The following is an 18,366-nucleotide window of genomic DNA, read 5'->3' on the forward strand; positions in this document are numbered from 1 at the left end:
GATCCCGGACGCAACTACATATATAGATAGAACGGAGACAGAACCATGCACCGATCCCCCCGCGCCCTGCTGCGCACCGCGCTGCTCGCCGCCGCTTGCTGCATTGCCGCAAGCGCGCCCGCCCAGACGAGCTGGCCCGCCAAGCCGATCACCATGATCGTGCCCTTCCCGCCTGGCGGCGTGGCCGATACGGTCGCGCGGCCGGTGGCGGAGGCCTTGTCGCGCGAGCTCGGGCAGCCGGTCGTGGTCGAGAACCGGGCCGGCGCAGGCGGCGCGGTGGGCATCGGCTTCGTGGCCCGCGCACCGGCCGACGGCTACACGGTGCTGCTGAGCCTGTCCTCGATCTCCATCCTGCCGGAGGCCGACCTCCTCCTGGAGCGCAAGCCGGCCTACCAGACGAGCCAGTTCATGCCGATCGCGCGCTTCACGGCGGATCCGACCGTGCTGGCGGTGCGCGCCGACGCACCTTGGAAGACGCTGTCCGAGTTCGTGGCCGATGCGCGCCGCAAGCCCGGCGCTTACAACTACGGCAGCTCCGGCAACTACGGCACCATGCACGTGCCGATGGAGATGCTGAAGAGTGCTGCGGGCTTCCGCATGACCCACATCCCCTATACCGGCGCGGGACCTGCCGTGGTCGCGCTGCTTGCAGGCCAGGTGGACGCGGTCGCCAGCGGGCCGGCGACGGTGGTGCAGCAGATCAAGGCCGGCAAGCTGCGCGCGCTTGCGCATTGGGGCGACCGGCCGCTGGCAGCGCTGCCGGGCGTTCCCAGCCTCGAGGAGGCCGGGTTCAAGGTGAAGTTCGCGCAGTGGTCGGGCCTGTTCGTGCCGGCCGCGACGCCGGACGAGGTGGCCAGGAAGCTGCGCGCGGCCTCGGCCAAGGCGGCAGCGGATCCAGCAGTGGTCCAGGTCATCGAGAAGGCGGGCAGCCCCATGGCCTACCTCGATGCACCCGAGTTCCAGTCCTACTGGCGCACCGACGCCGTGGCGATGACCGAGGCGGTCCGGAAGATCGGAAAGGTCGAGTAACAAAAAAGGCGGCCTCCAGGGCCGCCTTTTTTTACATCTCGCCGGCCGCCGTGGCGTTCACGTCATGGCCGGAATAGTCTTCGCGCATGTCCTGCTGACGCGCGAGCCCGAATCGATGATGATGTCCTACATCGGCATATGCGCTGCAGACGATGAAGGTGCTACCTCTCCTGTCATACGCTTACTTCGATTTGCACAGCGTGTATGCCGATTGCTCCCGCTTCGCGTTGGAACTTTTAGACGGACGGTTCGTTCTTATTTGAAAACCAATTTGCTCGACGCGTTGTTTGTTCTATGCTTTGAGCCAAGTTACTGCTCGAGGAGTTTTCCGTAAGCGTGCTCAACTCACCTGGCACCATTCCTGCGAACGATGCGACGTGTGCAGCACGGAAACTCCGGGCAGCGCCCCGCTGACTCGATGGAGGTGTTTATGGATGTCATCAGTAACTTCGCCGCCCGCTACGAGCGGACTCGCGAAGAGGTCCTGTCCCTGCAGGAGTACCTCGAGATCTGCAAACGGGAGCCCACGGCCTACGCGACCGCGTCCGAGCGAATGCTCAAGGCCATCGGGGAGCCGGAGCTTGTCGACACGCGCAACGACCCGCGCCTGTCGCGCATCTTCGCCAACAAGGTCATCAAGATCTACCCGGCCTTCCGCGAGTTCTATGGCATGGAGGACGCCATCGAGCAGGTGGTCTCCTACTTCCGGCATGCGGCGCAGGGGCTCGAAGAGAGGAAGCAGATCCTCTACCTGCTCGGTCCGGTCGGCGGCGGCAAGAGCTCGATCGCCGAGCGGCTGAAGCAGCTGATGGAGCAAGTGCCCTTCTATTCCATCAAGGGATCGCCGGTCAACGAATCGCCGCTCGGCCTCTTCAACGCCACCGAAGACGGCGAGATCCTCGAGAAGGAATACGGCATCCCGCTGCGCTACCTCAACCGCATCCTCTCGCCCTGGGCGGTGAAGCGGCTCGAGGAGTACGGCGGCGACATCCGGCAGTTCCAGGTCGTCAAGCGCTATCCCTCGGTCCTGCGCCAGATCGCGGTGGCCAAGACCGAGCCCGGCGACGAGAACAACCAGGACATCTCCTCGCTGGTCGGCAAGATCGACATCCGCAAGCTCGAGACCTATGCGCAGGACGATCCCGATGCCTACGCCTACTCCGGCGGACTGTGCCTGGCCAACCAGGGGCTGCTGGAGTTCGTCGAGATGTTCAAGGCGCCGATCAAGGTGCTGCACCCGCTGCTGACCGCCACGCAGGAAGGCAACTTCAAGGGCACCGAAGGCTTCGGCGCCATCCCCTTCGACGGCATCGTGCTCGCGCACAGCAACGAGAGCGAGTGGAAGGCCTTCCGCAACAACAAGAACAACGAGGCCTTCCTCGACCGGATCTACATCGTCAAGGTGCCCTACTGCCTGCGCGTCTCGGAAGAGATCAAGATCTACGAGAAACTGGTGCGCAACTCCTCGCTCTCGCTGGCGCCCTGCGCACCCGGGACGCTGCGCATGATGGCCCAGTTCTCGGTGCTCACGCGGCTGAAGGAGCCGGAGAACTCCAGCATCTTCAGCAAGATGCAGGTCTACGACGGCGAGAACCTCAAGGACACCGATCCGAAGGCCAAGTCGATCCAGGAGTACCGCGACTACGCGGGCGTCGACGAGGGCATGAGCGGCGTGTCCACCCGCTTCGCCTTCAAGATCATCTCCAAGGTCTTCAACTTCGACAGCGGCGAGGTCGCCGCCAATCCGGTGCACCTGATGTACGTGCTCGAGCAGCAGATCGAGCGCGAGCAGTTCGCGGCCGAGACCGAGCAGAAGTACCTGTCCTACATCAAGGAGCTGATGGCGCCGCGCTATGCGGAGTTCATCGGCAAGGAGATCCAGACCGCCTACCTCGAAAGCTACTCCGAGTACGGCCAGAACATCTTCGACCGCTACGTCACCTACGCCGACTACTGGATCCAGGACCAGGAGTACCGCGACCAGGACACCGGCGAGGTGTTCGACCGCGGCTCGCTGAACGCCGAGCTCGAGAAGATCGAGAAGCCCGCGGGCATCAGCAACCCCAAGGACTTCCGCAACGAGATCGTGAACTTCGTGCTGCGCGCGCGCGCCGGCAACGCGGGCAAGAACCCGCTGTGGACCAGCTACGAGAAGCTGCGCACGGTGATCGAGAAGAAGATGTTCTCCAACACCGAGGAGCTGCTGCCCGTCATCAGCTTCAACGCCAAGAGCAGCGCCGACGAGATGAAGAAGCACGAGGATTTCGTCAACCGCATGGTGCAGAAGGGCTACACCGCCAAGCAGGTCCGCCTCTTGTGCGAGTGGTATCTGCGCGTACGCAAGAGCTCATGATGAGCTGACAAGGGAGTCAGGGCCGTGGCCATGCTGCAGCAGATCATCGACCGTCGTCTGTCGGGGAAGAACAAGTCCATCGGCAACCGCGAGCGTTTCCTGCGGCGCTATCGCGAGCAGATCGGCGAGGCCGTGCGCCGTGCCGTCAGCGGCCGCAACATCCGGGACCTCGAGCAGGGCGAGGACATCACGCTACCCAAGCGCGATGTGTCCGAGCCGGTGTTCGGCCACGGCCCCGGCGGCGACCGCGAATACGTGCACCCCGGCAACCGGGAGTACGTCAAGGGCGACCGCATCGAGCGGCCGCAGGGCGGCGGCGGGGGCAAGGGAAGCGGCTCGCAGGCCGGCGACGGCGAAGGCGGCGAGGACGACTTCGTCTTCCGCCTCACCAAGGAAGAGTTCATGCGGGTGTTCTTCGAGGACCTCGCCCTGCCCCACCTGATCCGCACCCAGCTGGCCGAAGTGCCGGAATGGAAGAGCCACCGCGCCGGTTTCACGCAGGACGGCATGCCCACCAACCTGCACGTGGTACGCTCCATGCGCGGCGCACTGGCGCGGCGCATCGCGCTGGGCGGCGACTCGCGGCGCGAGATCCGCGAGCTCGAGGCCCACCTGCTGCACCTGCAGCGCAGCCCGCGCGCCACCGACGCGCTGGTGCAGCGCGAGATCCGCGACATCGAGGCCAAGATCGAGGAGCTGAGGGCCAAGGCCAAGCACGTTCCTTTCCTGGATCCGATCGACCTTCGCTACCGCAACCGGGTCAAGGTGCCGATCCCCTCGGCCAAGGCGGTGATGTTCTGCCTGATGGACGTCTCGGGCTCGATGGACGAGGCGCGCAAGGACATGTCCAAGCGCTTCTTCATGCTGCTGTACCTGTTCCTGACGCGCCACTACGAGAAGATCGAACTGGTCTTCATCCGGCATCACACCCAGGCCAGCGAAGTCAGCGAGGAAGAATTCTTCCACGCCACCGAGACCGGCGGCACGGTGGTTTCCAGTGCACTCACGCTGATGCACGAGATCATCCGCGCGCGCTTCCCCAGCAGCGAGTGGAACATCTACGGCGCCCAGGCCAGCGACGGCGACAACTGGCACCAGGACAGCGGCCGTTGCCGCGAGCTCCTGACCGAGCAGCTGCTGCCGCTGGTGCGCTACTACGCCTACGTGCAGGTGGCGGACGCCGAGCAGAACATGTGGGAGGAGTACACGCAGCTGGTCGACTCCCACAAGAACTTCGCGATGCGCAAGGTCGCCGACGCGGCGGACATCTACCCGGTGTTCCGCGACCTGTTCAAAAAGGAGAGGGGGACGGTGTGAACGCCAGGAAACGAGAACCTCTGCCCAGCCCCTCGGACTGGACCTTCGAGCTGATCGAGCGCTACCACAGCGAGATCGCCCGCGTGGCGCGCGGCTACAACCTGGACACCTACGCCAACCAGCTCGAGATCATCACGGCCGAGCAGATGATGGACGCCTACGCCTCGGTGGGCATGCCGGTCATCTACCGCCACTGGTCCTACGGCAAGCAGTTCATCTCCACCGAGAAGAACTACCGCCGCGGACACATGGGCCTGGCCTACGAGATCGTCATCAACTCCGACCCCTGCATCGCCTACCTGATGGAAGAGAACACCATGGCCATGCAGGCCCTGGTGATCGCCCATGCCGCCTATGGGCACAACAGCTTCTTCAAGGGCAACTACCTGTTCAAGATGTGGACGGACGCCTCGTCCATCATCGACTACCTGGTCTACGCCCGGAACTACATCACCGAGTGCGAGGAACGGCACGGTCTGTCCGCGGTCGAGGACCTGCTCGACTCCTGCCACGCGCTGATGAACCACGGCGTGGATCGCTATCGCCGCCCGCAGCGCCTGTCGCTGAGCCAGGAACAGGCGCGTCGCGAGGACCGCGAGCACCATCTGCAGCAACAGGTCAACGACCTCTGGCGCACCCTGCCCAGGCGCGCCGGACGCACGGCCGAGGAAGAAGAGGCCTCCAGGCGCTTCCCCTCCGAGCCGCAGGAGAACCTGCTCTACTTCATCGAGAAGAATGCACCATTGCTGGAGCCCTGGCAGCGCGAAGTGGTGCGTATCGTGCGCAAAATCGGGCAGTACTTCTACCCGCAGCGCCAGACCCAGGTCATGAACGAGGGCTGGGCCACGTTCTGGCACTACACCCTGCTCAACACCCTGTACGACGAAGGCCTGCTGGCCGACGGCTTCATGATGGAGTGGCTGCAGTCGCACACCAACGTGGTGTTCCAGCCCCCGGTCGGCCACCGCGCCTACAGCGGCATCAACCCCTATGCGCTGGGCTTCGCGATGTACACCGACCTGCGACGCATCTGCGAGGAGCCCACCGAGGAGGATCGCCGCTGGTTCCCCGACCTGGCCGGCTCGCCCTGGCAGCAGACGCTCGACTACGCGATGCGCAACTTCAAGGACGAGAGCTTCGTCGGCCAGTTCCTCTCCCCGAAGCTGATGCGCGACTTCCGCTTCTTCTCGATCAGCGACAAGCAGAGCGAGTCCGAGCTCGAGGTGTCGGCCATTCACGACGACAGTGGCTACAGGCAGCTGCGGGAGTCGCTGTCGCGCCAGTACGACCTCAACCACCGCGAGCCCAACATCCAGGTCTGGAGCGTCAACCTGCGCGGCGACCGCTCCCTGACCCTGCGCCACACCCAGCACAACGACCGCCCGCTGCACGACGATGCACACGAAGTGCTCAAGCACGTTGCCCGCCTCTGGGGCTTCGACGTGCATCTCGAGAGCGTCGACAGCCAGGGCCGGGTGAACCACCGCAAGGTGGCGGGCCCGCAGGCGGCCTAGCTAGGCGTCTGCCAACAAGCGAATCAGCCCGCGCCGGCGCACAGGAGGCCAGGCGCTCGCATCAGATCACCTTGTTGCGCTGAAGCTCGTCCAACTCTTGGCTTCGCAAACCCAGGGCGCCGTAGATTCCCGCGTTGTGCTCGCCCGTTGCCGGCCCGGTGCGGGGCGCAACCGGATTGAATCCGGAAAAGCGCGGCACGATCGCGGGCGCCGGCAGTGACCCCAGGTCCGGATCGGGCAGGCGGATGATGGCTTCGCGGGCGATGAAATGCGGATCGGCGATCACGTCATCGACCGCATAGACCTTGCTGTAGGGAACGCCCCCGAGCGTCAACGCTTCGGACAGTTCGGCCAGCGTTCTGGACGCGCACCACGCGGCGACGATCGTGTCGATCTCGTCGATGTTCAGCACCCGGGCCGGCGTAGTGGCGAAGCGCACATCATCCGCGAGCGCGGGCTGGCCCATGGCCTGGCAGATGCGCTTGAAGATGGGATCGGACGAGCCCACCAGCGTCACCCACTGATCGTCGGCGGTGCGGTACATGTTGGACGGCGCGGTGTAGGTGGCCCGGCTGCCGGAGCGGCTGCGCGCCTGCCCGAGCAGCTCGTGCTCCACCGGCAGTGCCTCCAGCAAGCGGAACATGGCTTCGGTCGCGGCAAGGTCGATCTCGCGGCCCGGCGCGTCAGGATGGCAATGGCGTTCCGCGATCGCGGTGGCAATGGAGAAAGCGCCGAACAGGCCGGCGATGACGTCCCCGAGCGGGTAGTTCATGTGCTGCGGACTGCGGCCGCTTTCGCCCGTCAAGTGCGCGAAGCCGCTCATCGCCTCGAAGATGCGGGCAAAGCCAGGGCGTTGCGCATAAGGTCCGGTCTGGCCGAAGCCGGTGACGCGAAGGATGATCAGCCTCGGGTTGACGGACCACAGCGTGGCCGCATCCAGCCCCCACTTGTCGAGCGTGCCGGTGCGGAAGTTTTCGACCAGGACATCGAAGGTCTCGATCAGCCTGAGGAACAGCGCGCGGCCTTCCGGCTTGCGCACGTCGAGCGAGACGCCCTTCTTGCCTCGGTTCGAGACCTTCCAGAACAGTGCGTGATCCGGCGTGGTGGGCGACAGCGAGCGCAGGGGATCGTTGCCTTCCGGCAGCTCCAGCTTGACCACCTCGGCGCCCATGTCGGCGCAGAGGGAGGCCGAGAAGGGCGCCGCGATCACGGTCGCCATGTCCAGGATCCGGATGCCGGCCAGCGGCCCCTGGGCGGCAGGCGCCGGCGTTTGCGCGATGGAGGCAGCATGATGTTGGGCGGAATGCATGACTTGAAGTCTCGCTGCAGGGTCCAGCTGCTGCAACTCGCGTTTCGATATCCTGAACGCCGAGCTCTCGTGGCTATCGCAGCCCCAGCGCGAACTCGATGCTGCGCGCCAGGGTGACGAGCCGCGGCGCGACCTCGCGGCGCATCTGCGCAAAGCCCCCGCGCGTCGACGCGACCGCACAGTTCAGCACGAACTGCGTGCCATCGACCCATCCCTGCAATGGCACGGCAAAGCCATGGCGGTTGGGTTGCCAGTCGGCACGTGCGCTGCAGAAGCCGTCGCGGGCCAGTTCTTCCCTTGCCAGGTTCGCTGCCGCGGCGTAGCGCTCGAACTCGGCCGGCGCAGCGAGCCGGATCTGGTTCAGCAACGACCGGCGGTCTTCGTCCGCCGCACGGGCCAGCCAGGCGCGCCCCATCGCGGTGGCCAGCATCGGGATCGGCGCGCCGATATCGGGTGTCACGACGAAATCCTCGCTGTCCCGTGCCGTCTCCACGTACACCATGTGGATGCGGTGCCGCAGGCCCAGCGAGACGGCGCCCTCGATTTCGCGCGCCAGGGTCTGCATCATCGGTCGCGCGACCGGGCGGATCCGCATGCTGGCCAGCAGGGGGTGGCTCAACCCCAGCACGGCCGCACCCAGCCGGTACCTGGCCGTGGCCGCGTCCCGCCGCAGGTAGCCCAGCACGGTGAGCGTGTGCGTCAGGCGGGCCACGGTGGGTCTCGAGAGACCGGTGCGTTCCGCAAAGTCCTTGTTGGCCAGGCTGAGCTCGCCGGCGTGAAAGCACAACAGCAGGTCGATGCCGCTGGCGAGCGTGGTCGCGAACTGCCGGTCCTTGCTGTCGCTCCCGCTCATGGCGCGCTGCCCATGTCGGATTCCACGTTGCGCGCCAGCTCGACGAGGCGGGGCCCGATGCGCAGCTCGAGCTGGCGCGGTGCGAGCCGCGACGTGAGGACGCCGCAATTGAAGACCAGCGTTTCGCCGTCCTGCGGGACCAGGATCGGGACGCCGACGGCCTGCACGTCGCTGCGCCACGCCCCGCGCGAAATGCAGAAGCCCTTGCGCTCCAGGTCGCGCTGCGCCTGGACCAGATCGGCTTCGTACACGCGCCGCTGGCCGGGTTCCAACGCCTCGATCTGCACCAGGACTTCCTCGCGCAGTGCCTGCGGCGCCTGCGCGAGCCAGCTGCGCCCCATCGCCGTTGGCAGCATCGGGACGGCCGCTCCGATGTCGGGCCGCCATGCGCTGAGGTCGTGCCCACGACAGGTTTCGACGTAGACCATGCGCGTGCGGTCCCGCATGCCCAGCGACACCGAGCCGCCCACTTCGTCGGCCAGCTGCTTCATGCGCGCCCGCGCGACTTGTCGGATGCGCAGGCTGGCCATCAGCGGGTAGCCGATCGTGAGCGCCGTGGAGCCCAGGCGATAGCGCCGCAGGTGCGCATCGAAGACCACGAGGCCGCGTGCTGCCAAGGTGTAGGTAAGCCGCGAAATGGTCGCCTTCGACAAGCCCGTGCGCTCCGAGAGTTCCTTGTTGCCGAGTGCGGGTTCTGCGACGGTGAAGCAGTGCAGGACCTGCAGGCCGTGCTGAAGCGTGGTCGCGAAGTCGGGGTCGCAGTGGCGGGCAGCGGACATGTCAGTTCAGGTGTTGCGCACCGGATGCTACGTCCGGCAACGCGCCTTGGCATTCAAGATAGAGAAACATGGTTTTCCATATGTCATGCCCGTCGGTAGTCTCCGAGGCCTGAAGCATCCACAGACAGACCCGACACGAATTGATTGGAGACCACCATGCGCAAGATATTCCTGATCGTCGTTGCCAGCCTCCTGGCAATGACTTCCGCGGTGCACGCCGAGCCGGGCTATCCGAGCAAACCGATCCGGCTCATCGTGCCCTTTGCGCCCGGAGGCTCGACCGACGTGCTCGCACGGCTGCTCGCCGAGGCGTTGCGTCCCGAACTGGGGCAACCTGTCATCGTCGAGAACAGGGCTGGGGCCGGGGGCAACATCGGTGGTGACTTCGTCGCCAAGGCGCCGCCCGACGGCTACACGCTGCTGATCGCCGCTGCGGGCCCGACCGTGATCAACCCGAGCCTCTATGCCCGGATGCCCTACGACCCCGCCAAGGACCTCCGGCCGGTGACCTTGCTGATCCAGGAACCGAACCTGATGGCGGTCAACCCGAAGATCCCGGCGAAGACGGTGGCGGAGTTCATCGCCTACGCCAAATCCAGGCCGGCCGAAATCAGCTTCGGCTCGCCCGGCAACGGCAGCCCGGCGCACCTGGCCGGCGAATGGTTCAATCAGCTCACCGGCACCACCATGGTCCACGTCCCGTACAAGGGCACGGGCCCGGCGCTGAACGATCTGATCGCCGGACAGATCGCGATGATGATCGACAACATGCCGGCCATGTGGCCCCATGTGCAGGCGGGCAAGCTCAGGGCGCTGGCCGTTTCCACCGACAAGCGGGCCGCGGCCGCGCCCGACGTTCCGACCATTGCCGAGTCCGGCGTCAAAGGCTTTGCCTTCGGCGCATGGAAGGGCCTGATGGTGCCCGCCGCCACGCCGTCGGACATCGTCGAGCGCCTGCACGCCGCCGCGACCAAGGCCCTGGCCAAGCCGGACTTCCGCAAGCGCCTGATCGAACTCGGCGCCGAGCCGGTCGGCAGCACGCCGGCGCAGTTCGCCGCGGTGATCAAGACCGAGACGGCCTCGTGGGCGGCGCTGGTCAAGTCCACGGGAACGAAGCTGGACTGATCGAGGAGCGAACATGCAGCGCAACCCAGAAGCCTTCGAGCAATTCCTCAGTGGCCTGCGCAGCTACGTGCGCGAGCGCCTGGTCCCGAACGAAGTGCGCGTGGCCGACGCCGACGAGGTGCCCCCGGACCTCGTGGCCGAAATGGCGGCGCGGGGCCTGTTCGGCTGGTCGATCCCCGAAGCCTACGGCGGTGCGGGCATGACGACCGAAGAGCTGGTGCTGGCCGCCATGGAGCTGTCGCAGTGCTCGGTGGCTTTCAGGGCCCGCGTGGGCACCAATACCGGCATCGGTTCCGAGGCCCTGGTGGCCGATGGCACCGAAGACCAGAAGCGACGCTACCTCCCCCGGCTCGCCAGCGGCGAGTTGACCGGTGCCTTCGCCCTCACGGAGCCGGAAGCCGGTTCGGATGCCGTCTCGCTGCGCGCCTCGGCGCAGCGCGAAGGCGAGCACTATGTGCTGAACGGAACCAAGTGCTTCATCACCAACGCGCCGATCGCAGGCCTGTTCACGGTGATGGCGCGCACCGACCCGGCAGACCTGTCGGCGCGCGGCGTCACGGCCTTCCTGGTCGAGCGCGGCATGCCGGGACTCAGCACCGGCCCGGCTTACAGGAAGATGGGCCAGGCCGGCTCGCCGGTATCCGAAGTGCACATGGACAACTGCATCGTCCCGGCGCACAACGTCATCGGCGGGCGCGAAGGCCAGGGCTTCAAGACGGCGATGAAAGTGCTCAACAAGCAGCGCATCCACCTTGCCGCCTTGTGCATCGGGCCCGCGATCCGCATGCTGGAGGATGCCGTGGCCTTCGTGGCCACGCGCAGGCAGTTCGGCCAGGCGCTCTCGAGCTTCCAGCTGGTCCAGGCGCTGATCGCCGACAGCCAGACCGAGATCCATGCCGCCCGCGCGCTGGTGCTGGACACCGCGCGCAAGCGCGACGAAGGGATCGACGTGACGATGGAGGCGTCGATCTGCAAGTACTTCGCCTCCGAGATGTGCGGCCGCGTGGCCGACCGCTGCGTGCAGATGCTGGGCGGCTACGGCTACATCGCGGATCACGGCATGGAACGCTTCTACCGCGACGTGCGGCTGTTCCGGCTCTACGAGGGCACGAGCCAGATCCACCAGCTCAACATCGCCAGGCGCACCCTGGCGCAAGCCGGGTACGGCAGCTGAGGCGCGGGCATGTTCGGCTACAGCGATCGGCTTCCAGCGCTTCGCGCAGCGGTGCGGCGCTTCGTCGAGGAAGAGGCCATCCCGCGCGAGAGCCCTGCTCTCGCGCACGACCTGAACGCCCTCGAGGAGACGACGCATGCATTGCGCGCCAAGGCAAAGCAGGCGGGCATCTACGGGCCGCAGCTCCCGGCGGCATGGGGCGGGCTGGGCCTGTCCTGGCGCGATCGTTCGGTGATCCTCGAAGAGGCCGGCCGCAGCTTTCTCGCCCCGCTGGCCATGAACTGCGCGCCGCCTGACCAGCCCAACATGATCAACCTGCTGACCGACGGCTCGCCGGCGCAGCAGGAGCGCTACCTCGCGCCGCTGGCACGCGGCGAGACGAGGTCGTGCTTCGCGATGACCGAACCCGAGCCCGGCGCAGGGTCCGATCCGTCGATGCTGCAGACGGTGGCCGTGCGCCGCCGTGGCGGGTGGTCGATCTCAGGACGCAAGTGGTTCATCAGCGGGGCGGTTGGCGCCTCGTTCGCGCTGGTGCTGGCAAGGACCTGCGAGGGTGCGACCATCTTCATCGTCGATGCCGACAACCCCGGCTACCGCGTGGTGCGAAACATTGCGAGCATCGACGGCTTCCAGATCGGCGGGCATGGCGAGATCGAGCTCGAGGACTGCCTCGTCGGCGATGACGCGGTGCTGGGCGAGGTGGGCCGGGGCTTCGTCTACGCGCAGCTCCGCCTCGAGCCGGCGCGCCTGTCGCACTGCATGCGCTTCATCGGACGTGCGTCGCGCGCGATGGCGCTGGCGCAGGACTACGCGAACCGGAGAAGCTCCTTCGGCCAGCCCCTCGCGCAATTGCAGCAGGTGCAGGCGATGGTGGCGGATTCGCACATCGACCTGCACGCAGCGCGACTGATGACCTGGCACGCCGCCGCGAAGCTCGATGCCAACGAAAGCATCAAGCATGAATCGGCCATGGTCAAGGTGTTCGTGTCGGAAGCGGTGGGAAGGGTGGCGGATCGCGCCGCGCAGATCATGGGGGCGCTCGGCATGTCCGAAGACGCTCCGGTCTCGCTGATCCTGCGCGAGATGCGGCCGTTCCGCGTGTACGACGGCGCGTCGGAGGTGCACCGCTCGACGCTGGCCCGCCGTGTCCTGAAGGCGGCGATGGCCCCTTGATGCGTACCGTGGGTCCGCGAACCCAGTCCGGATGGACGCCTGCGGCCTATCGGGCCTTCGCACCCGGGCTCGGCGGCTTCAGCTTGGCTCGCGCCGCCAGCGCGAGTTCGCGCGCATGGCAGTCCTCGACATGGTCGTTGACCAAGCCCATGGCCTGCATGAAGGCATAGACCGTGGTCGGGCCGACGAAGCTCCAGCCCCTTTTCTTCAGGTCCTTGGACATCGCCATCGACTCCGGCGAGGTCGTCATGGCCTTCAACGCCTCGTGGGTGATGCGCCGCGGGCGCGAGGCCGGGTCGGGCTCGAAGCTCCAGGCATAGGCGGACAGCGAGCCGAACTGCTCGCGCAGATCCAGCACCCGCTGCGCGTTGTTGATGGCCGACTCGATCTTGCCGCGGTGCCGCACGATGCCCGCATCGCCGAGCAGGCGCTCCACGTCTTTCGACTTGAAGCGCGCGACGCGCTCCGCGTCGAACTCCGCAAAGGCACGCCGGAAGGCCTCGCGCTTGTTGAGGATGGTGAGCCAGCTGAGCCCCGCCTGGAAGCCTTCGAGGCACAGCTTCTCGAACAGGCGCCGGTCGTCGGTGACCGGGAATCCCCATTCGTTGTCGTGGTAGTGCTGGTAAGCCGTGGTGGACTGGCACCAGCGGCAGCGCAGCGCGCCATCTTCGCCCGCGAACAGCCCCGGTCGATCAAGACTCATGTGCTCACACTCACCAGCGCCTCGATCGCCAGCGCATAGCCCTTGACGCCGAAGCCGACGATGATGCCGCGCGCCGCCGGCGAGATGTACGAATGGTGGCGGAACTCCTCGCGCGCATGCACGTTCGAGATGTGCAGCTCCACCAGCGGCACGCTCGCGCCCTTGATCGCATCGTGCAGCGCGATCGAGGTGTGGGTGTAGGCGCCCGGGTTCATCACCACGCCCAGCATGCGCCCGGCGGCCACCTCGCGGCCGGCCTCGTGGATCCAGTCGATCAGCTGGCCTTCGTGATTGGACTGCCGGCATTCGATGCCCACGCCCAGCTTCGTGCCCGCGTCGGCGCACAGGCGCTCGACATCGGCCAGTGTTTCGTGGCCGTATTGCGCGGGCTCGCGGGTGCCGAGCAGGTTGAGATTGGGGCCGTTGAGGACGAGGATCTTTTTCATGGCCCGTTTGTAGCAGGTGCGGCGGCCTTCGGAGCAGCCGCCGGCTCGACAGGCACCGCGGGGGCGGCCAGCGGACCTCGACCGGAAACGGCAGCCCTGCGTGGCCGGGCAGACGAAGAAGGGCATGCCCTGCGGGAAGGCGGTCACCTCGCGCTGCAGCTGGGCGCGGTGGCGCTTCGCCGCGCGCAGGCGCTGCGGCTCCTGGTGCAGGCCGCGCTCGCAGGTCGGCCACCTGGCTGGCCGACAGCCGTGTCAGCTCATCGTTCACGACATCGCCCCGGCCACCACGCGCTGCGGCGGCGCGCAGCAGGAATCGCGCACCACGAGCATGGGCGCCATGATCTCCGTGCGCGGGGGCAGCGCCGCCGCGCTGCGGTCGATGCGCGACAGCAGCATGCGCACCGCCGACTCGCCCATCGCCGCAACCGGCTGCGCCACCGTGGTCATGCGCGGGCGGAAGGCATTGGCCCAGGCGAAGTCGTCGATGCTGACCACCGACACGTCCTCCGGACAGCGCAGGCCCAGGTCGGCGATCGCGCGCATCAGGCCGATGGCGATCAGGTCGTTGGCGGCGAAAACGGCGGTCGGCCGCTCACGCGCGCGCAGCATCTCGCAGGCCGCGTCGTAGGCGCGCTCCTCGCGGTAGCCGGCGTCGCGCACCCAGCGCTCGTCGTAGGCCAGGCCGCCTTCGAGCAGTGCCTCGCGGTAGCCGGCGAGGCGCTCGGCCGCAGTGCTGACGGCGGCCGGTCCGGAGAGCATGGCAATGCGCCGATGGCCGAAGCCGATGATGTGGCGCACGGCTTCGAGGCCGGCGCGGCGGTTGTCCAGCATCACCGCGTCGCGCCCGAACTCGGCCGAGCCACGGTCCACCAGCACCACTGGCACCTGCAACTGGCCGAGCGCCGCCGCGCGCTCGTGCGAGGCATGGCCGGTCGCCGCCAGGATGACGCCGTCCACGCGCTGCGCGCGCAGCAGCTGCAGATGCTGCTGCTCGCGCGCCGGGTCCTCGTCGCTGTTGCACAGCAGCACCGCGTAACCACCGTCATTCGCCGCGCGCTCCACCGCATGCACCAGCGAAGTGAAGAAGGGATTGGTGATGTCGGCCACGATCAGCCCGATGAGTCCGCTGCCGCGCCCGCGCATGCTGCGCGCCGCGGCATGCGGCGTGTAGCCCAGCGCCGCCACCGCCTTCAGCACGCGTGCCCGGGTGGCAGCCGCGACCGGCCGCGACTCGTTCAGCACGTTGGACACCGTGGCCACGGAAACCTCGGCGAGCCGCGCGACGTCATGAATGTTGGCGTTGGCAGGCGGTGCGTTGTCGTTCATGGATTGAAAAAGAAGAGCCGGGAGATGCTGCAGGATTGAAACGATTCAATGATGCGCCAACGCCCAGCCGCCGTGCTCACGCAGCGCACCCCTTTTCGTTCGGTATTTTCCCTTGGTGAGGATCACCAATATGGCGCCACGCACTCTCCACGCAGATTAATAAAACGTTTTACATCACAGACGAAGGAAACCGCCCGATGACCTAGGTTCTGCGTCGCCTGCTCGCCGTCGTGCCGGTGCTGGGCTTCGTTGCGGTGTTCGTCTTCGCGCTGCTGCAGCGCCTTCGGCGCGCTGGCCCTCCTGCTGCTGGCCGCGCTCGCGCGTATCGCGAACGGCGCCTTCGAGCCCTGGGCGGCATGGATCGCGCGCTTTGCCGCGCAGACCCAGGCTTGTTGCAAGCTCTCCGGCCTGGCCACCGAGGCCGGTCCCGGTTGGGATGCGCAGTGGCTGCGGCCCTGGGTCGAGCGCCTGCTGACGCACTCGGCTCTGCACGCCTGATGTGGGGCGGCGACTGGCCGGTGCCGGAGCTGGCAGGCAACTCTGGGCCAGCCTGGCGCTTCAATCCCAAAGAGTTCAATTTTTGCTTCGGCCGCGGCTCGCGATTCGCAGGTTTCGATGGCAGGCGGATTCTTCAGTTCTGAAGGCCGTGCACGGCCGGCCATCATGGCGGCCCTGCCAGGGGCAATTCATATCCCGGGTGTCGATGGCGGTCCCCAGCCATGGTTGGCTGCCATCTCCGGATTTCTGGTGGAGGAAGCGCAGAAGCCGCTACCGGGCTCCTCCCTCATGATTTCTCGCTTAATCGACCTGCTGGTGATCCGGGCACGCGGAGCTGGGCATCGAGCCACGCAGAGCGTGGAGGCTGGCTCGGCGGCCTGAGCGACGAGCGTATCGGCCGCGCGCTGAGCGCCATGCACGCCGACCCATGCCGGCGCTGGACCGTGCTGGCTTTGTCGAAGATTGCGCTGATGTCACGCACGGTGTTCGCCGAACGCTTTGCCGCCACCGTGGGCGAACCGCCGTTGCGCTATCTGGCGCGATGGCGCCTGACTATCGCCAGTGACCTGATGCGCAACGGCATGAAAGTGGCCCAGGCGGCACAGCGTGTGGGCTACGCATCGGATGCCGCATTCAGTCGCGCGTTCAAGAACCACTTCGGCTTTGCCCCGAGTGCGCTCAAGGACTAGTAAGGGTTGGCGGGAGACCTCGGCATGGGATGCGAGGGCCGCAACGTCGAGCCAGGCGATCCTTCGGGCGCTTGTGAGCGAGGGCGCTCAGTAAGGTCTGCGCTACGCGCCTTCCTGCGCGCCCGGTGCCAAGGTGGAGTGGTGAAGCCACCCCCGCGGCAAGGGCGCCTCATGCTCATCGGCCAACAGCACGGCCTTTTGGAGCTCACCCGGAAAGCAGCGCCCGGCGCAGTTGAGGGTCGTCGACCACCGCCATCTTCTCCACGTTCAGGCTGACCTCGACCGTCTGCAGGTGCCGCTGGAGCAGCTGAAGCGCCTTGGCGGCAGCACCCGATTCGAGCAGGTCGATGAACTCGGCGTGCTCGTCCTGCAGGCACTCGACATGCTCGTCATACTCATGGCGGTAGAGCAGCAGGATCAGCGCGATGCGCGCGACCAGCTGCTCGAGAGTTCGGGCGAGCAGCGCATTGCCGGCGAGCTGTGCCACCAGCACATGGAAGCCCGCGCCCAGCCGGCGCACCTCTTCCGCGTTGCGTGCGGCACGCGCCGCCCGTTCCAGCTTGACGTGCGCCCGCAACGCCGTCACGTCTTTCCTGGTGAGCTTCTGCGCCAGTGTCTCGGTCGCATGGCGCTCGATGGCCCAGCGCAGGTCGAAGGTATCGCGCGCCTCTTCGGGCGTCGGCTTGGCGACCGAGGCGATCCGGCCCGGCGTGAGATCCACAAGACCTTCGCGCGCCAGCGTCTGCAGGGCCTGCCGCACGACCGTGCGGCTCACGCCGTACAACTTGCCGAGCGCCACCTCGCGCAACTGCACGCCCGGCAGCAGGCGGTGTGCCGCGACGGCGTTGCGGATGCTCGAAACAATTTCGTCGGTCTTGCTGGACATGGCATCGGATTCTAAATACACTGAACCGGTATACCGATTCAGATTACTGTTTCGGAATTCCTATCGGCTTGCCGCACCCTCGCCCCACCGCACAAAAGGAGACAATCCATGGCCCTGCATTCCCCCATCCGCGCCCTGCTCGCCGGCGTCTTCGCCGCCTGCGCGGCGCTGCCCGCGGCCGCGGCCGATCCGCTCGAGATCGGCTTCGTCTACCAAAGCCCGGTCTCCGACGTGGGCTGGGTCGCGGTGCACGAAACCGCCCGCAAGCAACTCGAGAAAGAATTCGGCAGCCGCATCAAGACCCGCGTGGTGCAGGACGTGAAGGTCGGCCCCGACGGTGCGCGGGTCATGCGCGAGCTCGTCGGCGGCGGTGCCGGCATGGTCGTGCTCGGCAGCTTCGGCTACATGAACGACGGCTTGAAGCTCGCCGCCGAAGAGCCGAAGGTCAATTTCATCCATGCCAGCGGCTTCAAGCAGGCGCCCAACTTCGGCACCTACAACGCACGCTGGTACGAAGGCGCCTATGTCGCGGGAATGGTGGCCGGCAAGGTCACCAAGAGCAACAAGCTCGGCTACGTGGGTGCGATTCCGATCCCCGACGTGGTCTCCACGATCAACGCCTTTGCGCTCGGCGTGAAGCGCAGCAATCCTGCAGCCACCGTGTCCGTCGTCTGGGTCAACGAGTGGTTCAACCCGGGCAGCGAGCGCGACGCGGCCAACTCGCTGATCCAGCAGGGTGCCGACGTGATCGGCTCCGGATTCCAGGACAACCCGGCGATCGTGCAGGCCGCCGACGCCAAGGGCGTCTGGTCGGTCGGCATGTTCTCCGACCTGCGCAAGGCGGCACCGCACAAGCTGCTGACCTCGATCACGCATGACTGGACGCCGCACTTCCGCCAGGTCGTTGCCGACACGCTCGCGGGGAAGTTCAAGGGCGCCGCCTACGTGGGCACGCTCCAGAACGGCGGCGTGAACCTGCTGGACTGGAATGCGGCCGTGCCGCCGGACGTCGTGAAGATGGCCAAGGCCGCGCAAGCCGACATCGCCGCCGGCAGGTTGATCCCCTTTGCCGGTCCGCTGAAGGACAACACAGGCAAGGTGCGTGCCGCACCGGGCGCCGCTGTGCCGGATGCGGAGATCGCCGGGATGAACTGGTTCGTCGAAGGCATCCAGGGCGCAATGCCGCGCTGAA

Annotated in this window: 18 protein-coding genes; 11 read left to right on the plus strand and 7 right to left on the minus strand. The window is 66.8% G+C overall.

Going from position 1 to position 18,366, the window contains the following annotated elements; genetic code table 11:
* The first annotated feature begins 45 nt into the window (after positions 1 to 45).
* The 4 genes from E5P3_RS22055 to E5P3_RS22070 all read left to right on the plus strand — a co-directional run bounded on the left by E5P3_RS22055 (position 46) and on the right by E5P3_RS22070 (position 6,213).
* Positions 46 to 1,029, plus strand: coding sequence for a tripartite tricarboxylate transporter substrate binding protein (locus E5P3_RS22055; protein ID WP_162587909.1), 984 nt, complete (start codon positions 46 to 48; stop codon positions 1,027 to 1,029).
* Positions 1,030 to 1,459: 430 nt separating this feature from the next.
* On the plus strand, positions 1,460 to 3,382 hold the full coding sequence (locus E5P3_RS22060; protein ID WP_162587910.1) for a PrkA family serine protein kinase: 1,923 nt from the start codon (positions 1,460 to 1,462) through the stop codon (positions 3,380 to 3,382).
* Between the two features lie 30 nt (positions 3,383 to 3,412).
* Positions 3,413 to 4,699, plus strand: coding sequence for a YeaH/YhbH family protein (locus E5P3_RS22065; protein WP_174263152.1), 1,287 nt, complete (start codon positions 3,413 to 3,415; stop codon positions 4,697 to 4,699).
* Positions 4,696 to 6,213: a SpoVR family protein gene (locus tag E5P3_RS22070; protein ID WP_162587912.1), complete on the plus strand. Its 1,518-nt coding sequence runs from the start codon at positions 4,696 to 4,698 to the stop codon at positions 6,211 to 6,213. Before E5P3_RS22065 ends, E5P3_RS22070 begins: the two co-directional genes overlap by 4 nt.
* A gap of 61 nt (positions 6,214 to 6,274) precedes the next feature.
* Here the strand turns inward: E5P3_RS22070 and E5P3_RS22075 are convergent, their stop codons facing one another.
* From E5P3_RS22075 to E5P3_RS22085, 3 genes are all read right to left on the minus strand, one after another.
* On the minus strand, positions 6,275 to 7,522 hold the full coding sequence (locus tag E5P3_RS22075) for a CaiB/BaiF CoA transferase family protein (protein ID WP_162587913.1): 1,248 nt from the start codon (positions 7,520 to 7,522) through the stop codon (positions 6,275 to 6,277).
* Between the two features lie 73 nt (positions 7,523 to 7,595).
* Positions 7,596 to 8,375 (minus strand): IclR family transcriptional regulator, encoded by a 780-nt coding sequence (locus E5P3_RS22080; protein WP_162587914.1) that lies wholly within the window; start codon positions 8,373 to 8,375, stop codon positions 7,596 to 7,598.
* Positions 8,372 to 9,154 (minus strand): IclR family transcriptional regulator, encoded by a 783-nt coding sequence (locus E5P3_RS22085; protein WP_162587915.1) that lies wholly within the window; start codon positions 9,152 to 9,154, stop codon positions 8,372 to 8,374. Before E5P3_RS22085 ends, E5P3_RS22080 begins: the two co-directional genes overlap by 4 nt.
* A 156-nt stretch (positions 9,155 to 9,310) precedes the next feature.
* Between E5P3_RS22085 and E5P3_RS22090 the strand changes: the two genes are divergently transcribed.
* The 3 genes from E5P3_RS22090 to E5P3_RS22100 are packed head-to-tail and all read left to right on the plus strand — an operon-like array spanning position 9,311 to position 12,626.
* Entirely contained in the window at positions 9,311 to 10,279 is a 969-nt protein-coding gene (locus E5P3_RS22090; protein ID WP_162587916.1) for a Bug family tripartite tricarboxylate transporter substrate binding protein, read from the plus strand.
* A gap of 13 nt (positions 10,280 to 10,292) precedes the next feature.
* Positions 10,293 to 11,453 (plus strand): acyl-CoA dehydrogenase family protein, encoded by a 1,161-nt coding sequence (locus E5P3_RS22095; protein ID WP_162587917.1) that lies wholly within the window; start codon positions 10,293 to 10,295, stop codon positions 11,451 to 11,453.
* Positions 11,454 to 11,462: 9 nt separating this feature from the next.
* The gene (locus E5P3_RS22100; protein WP_162587918.1) at positions 11,463 to 12,626 is read left to right on the plus strand and encodes an acyl-CoA dehydrogenase family protein; all 1,164 of its coding nucleotides are present in this window, start codon (positions 11,463 to 11,465) and stop codon (positions 12,624 to 12,626) included.
* Positions 12,627 to 12,672: 46 nt separating this feature from the next.
* Here the strand turns inward: E5P3_RS22100 and E5P3_RS22105 are convergent, their stop codons facing one another.
* From E5P3_RS22105 to E5P3_RS22115, 3 genes are all read right to left on the minus strand, one after another.
* Positions 12,673 to 13,329: a DNA-3-methyladenine glycosylase I gene (locus tag E5P3_RS22105; RefSeq protein ID WP_162587919.1), complete on the minus strand. Its 657-nt coding sequence runs from the start codon at positions 13,327 to 13,329 to the stop codon at positions 12,673 to 12,675.
* A complete protein-coding gene (gene aroQ / locus E5P3_RS22110; protein ID WP_162587920.1) occupies positions 13,326 to 13,775 on the minus strand; it encodes a type II 3-dehydroquinate dehydratase in 450 nt (149 codons plus the stop codon). The genes E5P3_RS22105 and aroQ overlap by 4 nt, the downstream gene beginning before the upstream one ends.
* 264 nt (positions 13,776 to 14,039) lie before the next feature.
* Entirely contained in the window at positions 14,040 to 15,101 is a 1,062-nt protein-coding gene (locus tag E5P3_RS22115) for a LacI family DNA-binding transcriptional regulator (RefSeq protein ID WP_162587921.1), read from the minus strand.
* A 249-nt stretch (positions 15,102 to 15,350) separates the two neighbouring features.
* Between E5P3_RS22115 and E5P3_RS22120 the strand changes: the two genes are divergently transcribed.
* From E5P3_RS22120 to E5P3_RS35840, 3 genes are all read left to right on the plus strand, one after another.
* The gene (locus tag E5P3_RS22120; protein WP_162587922.1) at positions 15,351 to 15,599 is read left to right on the plus strand and encodes a hypothetical protein; all 249 of its coding nucleotides are present in this window, start codon (positions 15,351 to 15,353) and stop codon (positions 15,597 to 15,599) included.
* 78 nt (positions 15,600 to 15,677) lie between these two features.
* Entirely contained in the window at positions 15,678 to 15,980 is a 303-nt protein-coding gene (locus E5P3_RS35835; protein ID WP_443083293.1) for a cupin domain-containing protein, read from the plus strand.
* 32 nt (positions 15,981 to 16,012) lie between these two features.
* Positions 16,013 to 16,288: a helix-turn-helix transcriptional regulator gene (locus E5P3_RS35840; protein ID WP_232073261.1), complete on the plus strand. Its 276-nt coding sequence runs from the start codon at positions 16,013 to 16,015 to the stop codon at positions 16,286 to 16,288.
* A gap of 205 nt (positions 16,289 to 16,493) precedes the next feature.
* Here the strand turns inward: E5P3_RS35840 and E5P3_RS22130 are convergent, their stop codons facing one another.
* Positions 16,494 to 17,174, minus strand: coding sequence for a GntR family transcriptional regulator (locus tag E5P3_RS22130; protein ID WP_162587923.1), 681 nt, complete (start codon positions 17,172 to 17,174; stop codon positions 16,494 to 16,496).
* Between the two features lie 108 nt (positions 17,175 to 17,282).
* Here E5P3_RS22130 and E5P3_RS22135 point away from each other — a divergent pair, with 108 nt between their 5' ends.
* Positions 17,283 to 18,365, plus strand: a complete 1,083-nt coding sequence (locus tag E5P3_RS22135) for a BMP family ABC transporter substrate-binding protein (RefSeq protein WP_162587924.1) — start codon at positions 17,283 to 17,285, stop codon at positions 18,363 to 18,365.
* Position 18,366 lies beyond the last annotated feature (1 nt).

This window comes from Variovorax sp. RA8, assembly GCF_901827175.1.
Lineage (GTDB): Bacteria > Pseudomonadota > Gammaproteobacteria > Burkholderiales > Burkholderiaceae_C > Variovorax.

Bases quoted from the DNA above. Each gene is read 5' to 3' on its own strand.
- E5P3_RS22085 (WP_162587915.1), bottom strand. From the start codon at position 9,154: ATGTCCGCTGCCCGCCACTGCGACCCCGACTTCGCGACCACGCTTCAG.
- aroQ (WP_162587920.1), bottom strand. From the start codon at position 13,775: ATGAAAAAGATCCTCGTCCTCAACGGCCCCAATCTCAACCTGCTCGGC.
- E5P3_RS22090 (WP_162587916.1), top strand. From the start codon at position 9,311: ATGCGCAAGATATTCCTGATCGTCGTTGCCAGCCTCCTGGCAATGACT.
- E5P3_RS22080 (WP_162587914.1), bottom strand. From the start codon at position 8,375: ATGAGCGGGAGCGACAGCAAGGACCGGCAGTTCGCGACCACGCTCGCC.
- E5P3_RS22055 (WP_162587909.1), top strand. From the start codon at position 46: ATGCACCGATCCCCCCGCGCCCTGCTGCGCACCGCGCTGCTCGCCGCC.
- E5P3_RS22130 (WP_162587923.1), bottom strand. From the start codon at position 17,174: ATGTCCAGCAAGACCGACGAAATTGTTTCGAGCATCCGCAACGCCGTC.
- E5P3_RS22100 (WP_162587918.1), top strand. From the start codon at position 11,463: ATGTTCGGCTACAGCGATCGGCTTCCAGCGCTTCGCGCAGCGGTGCGG.
- E5P3_RS22060 (WP_162587910.1), top strand. From the start codon at position 1,460: ATGGATGTCATCAGTAACTTCGCCGCCCGCTACGAGCGGACTCGCGAA.
- E5P3_RS22095 (WP_162587917.1), top strand. From the start codon at position 10,293: ATGCAGCGCAACCCAGAAGCCTTCGAGCAATTCCTCAGTGGCCTGCGC.
- E5P3_RS22135 (WP_162587924.1), top strand. From the start codon at position 17,283: ATGGCCCTGCATTCCCCCATCCGCGCCCTGCTCGCCGGCGTCTTCGCC.
- E5P3_RS22075 (WP_162587913.1), bottom strand. From the start codon at position 7,522: ATGCATTCCGCCCAACATCATGCTGCCTCCATCGCGCAAACGCCGGCG.
- E5P3_RS22115 (WP_162587921.1), bottom strand. From the start codon at position 15,101: ATGAACGACAACGCACCGCCTGCCAACGCCAACATTCATGACGTCGCG.
- E5P3_RS35840 (WP_232073261.1), top strand. From the start codon at position 16,013: ATGCACGCCGACCCATGCCGGCGCTGGACCGTGCTGGCTTTGTCGAAG.
- E5P3_RS22105 (WP_162587919.1), bottom strand. From the start codon at position 13,329: ATGAGTCTTGATCGACCGGGGCTGTTCGCGGGCGAAGATGGCGCGCTG.
- E5P3_RS22065 (WP_174263152.1), top strand. From the start codon at position 3,413: ATGCTGCAGCAGATCATCGACCGTCGTCTGTCGGGGAAGAACAAGTCC.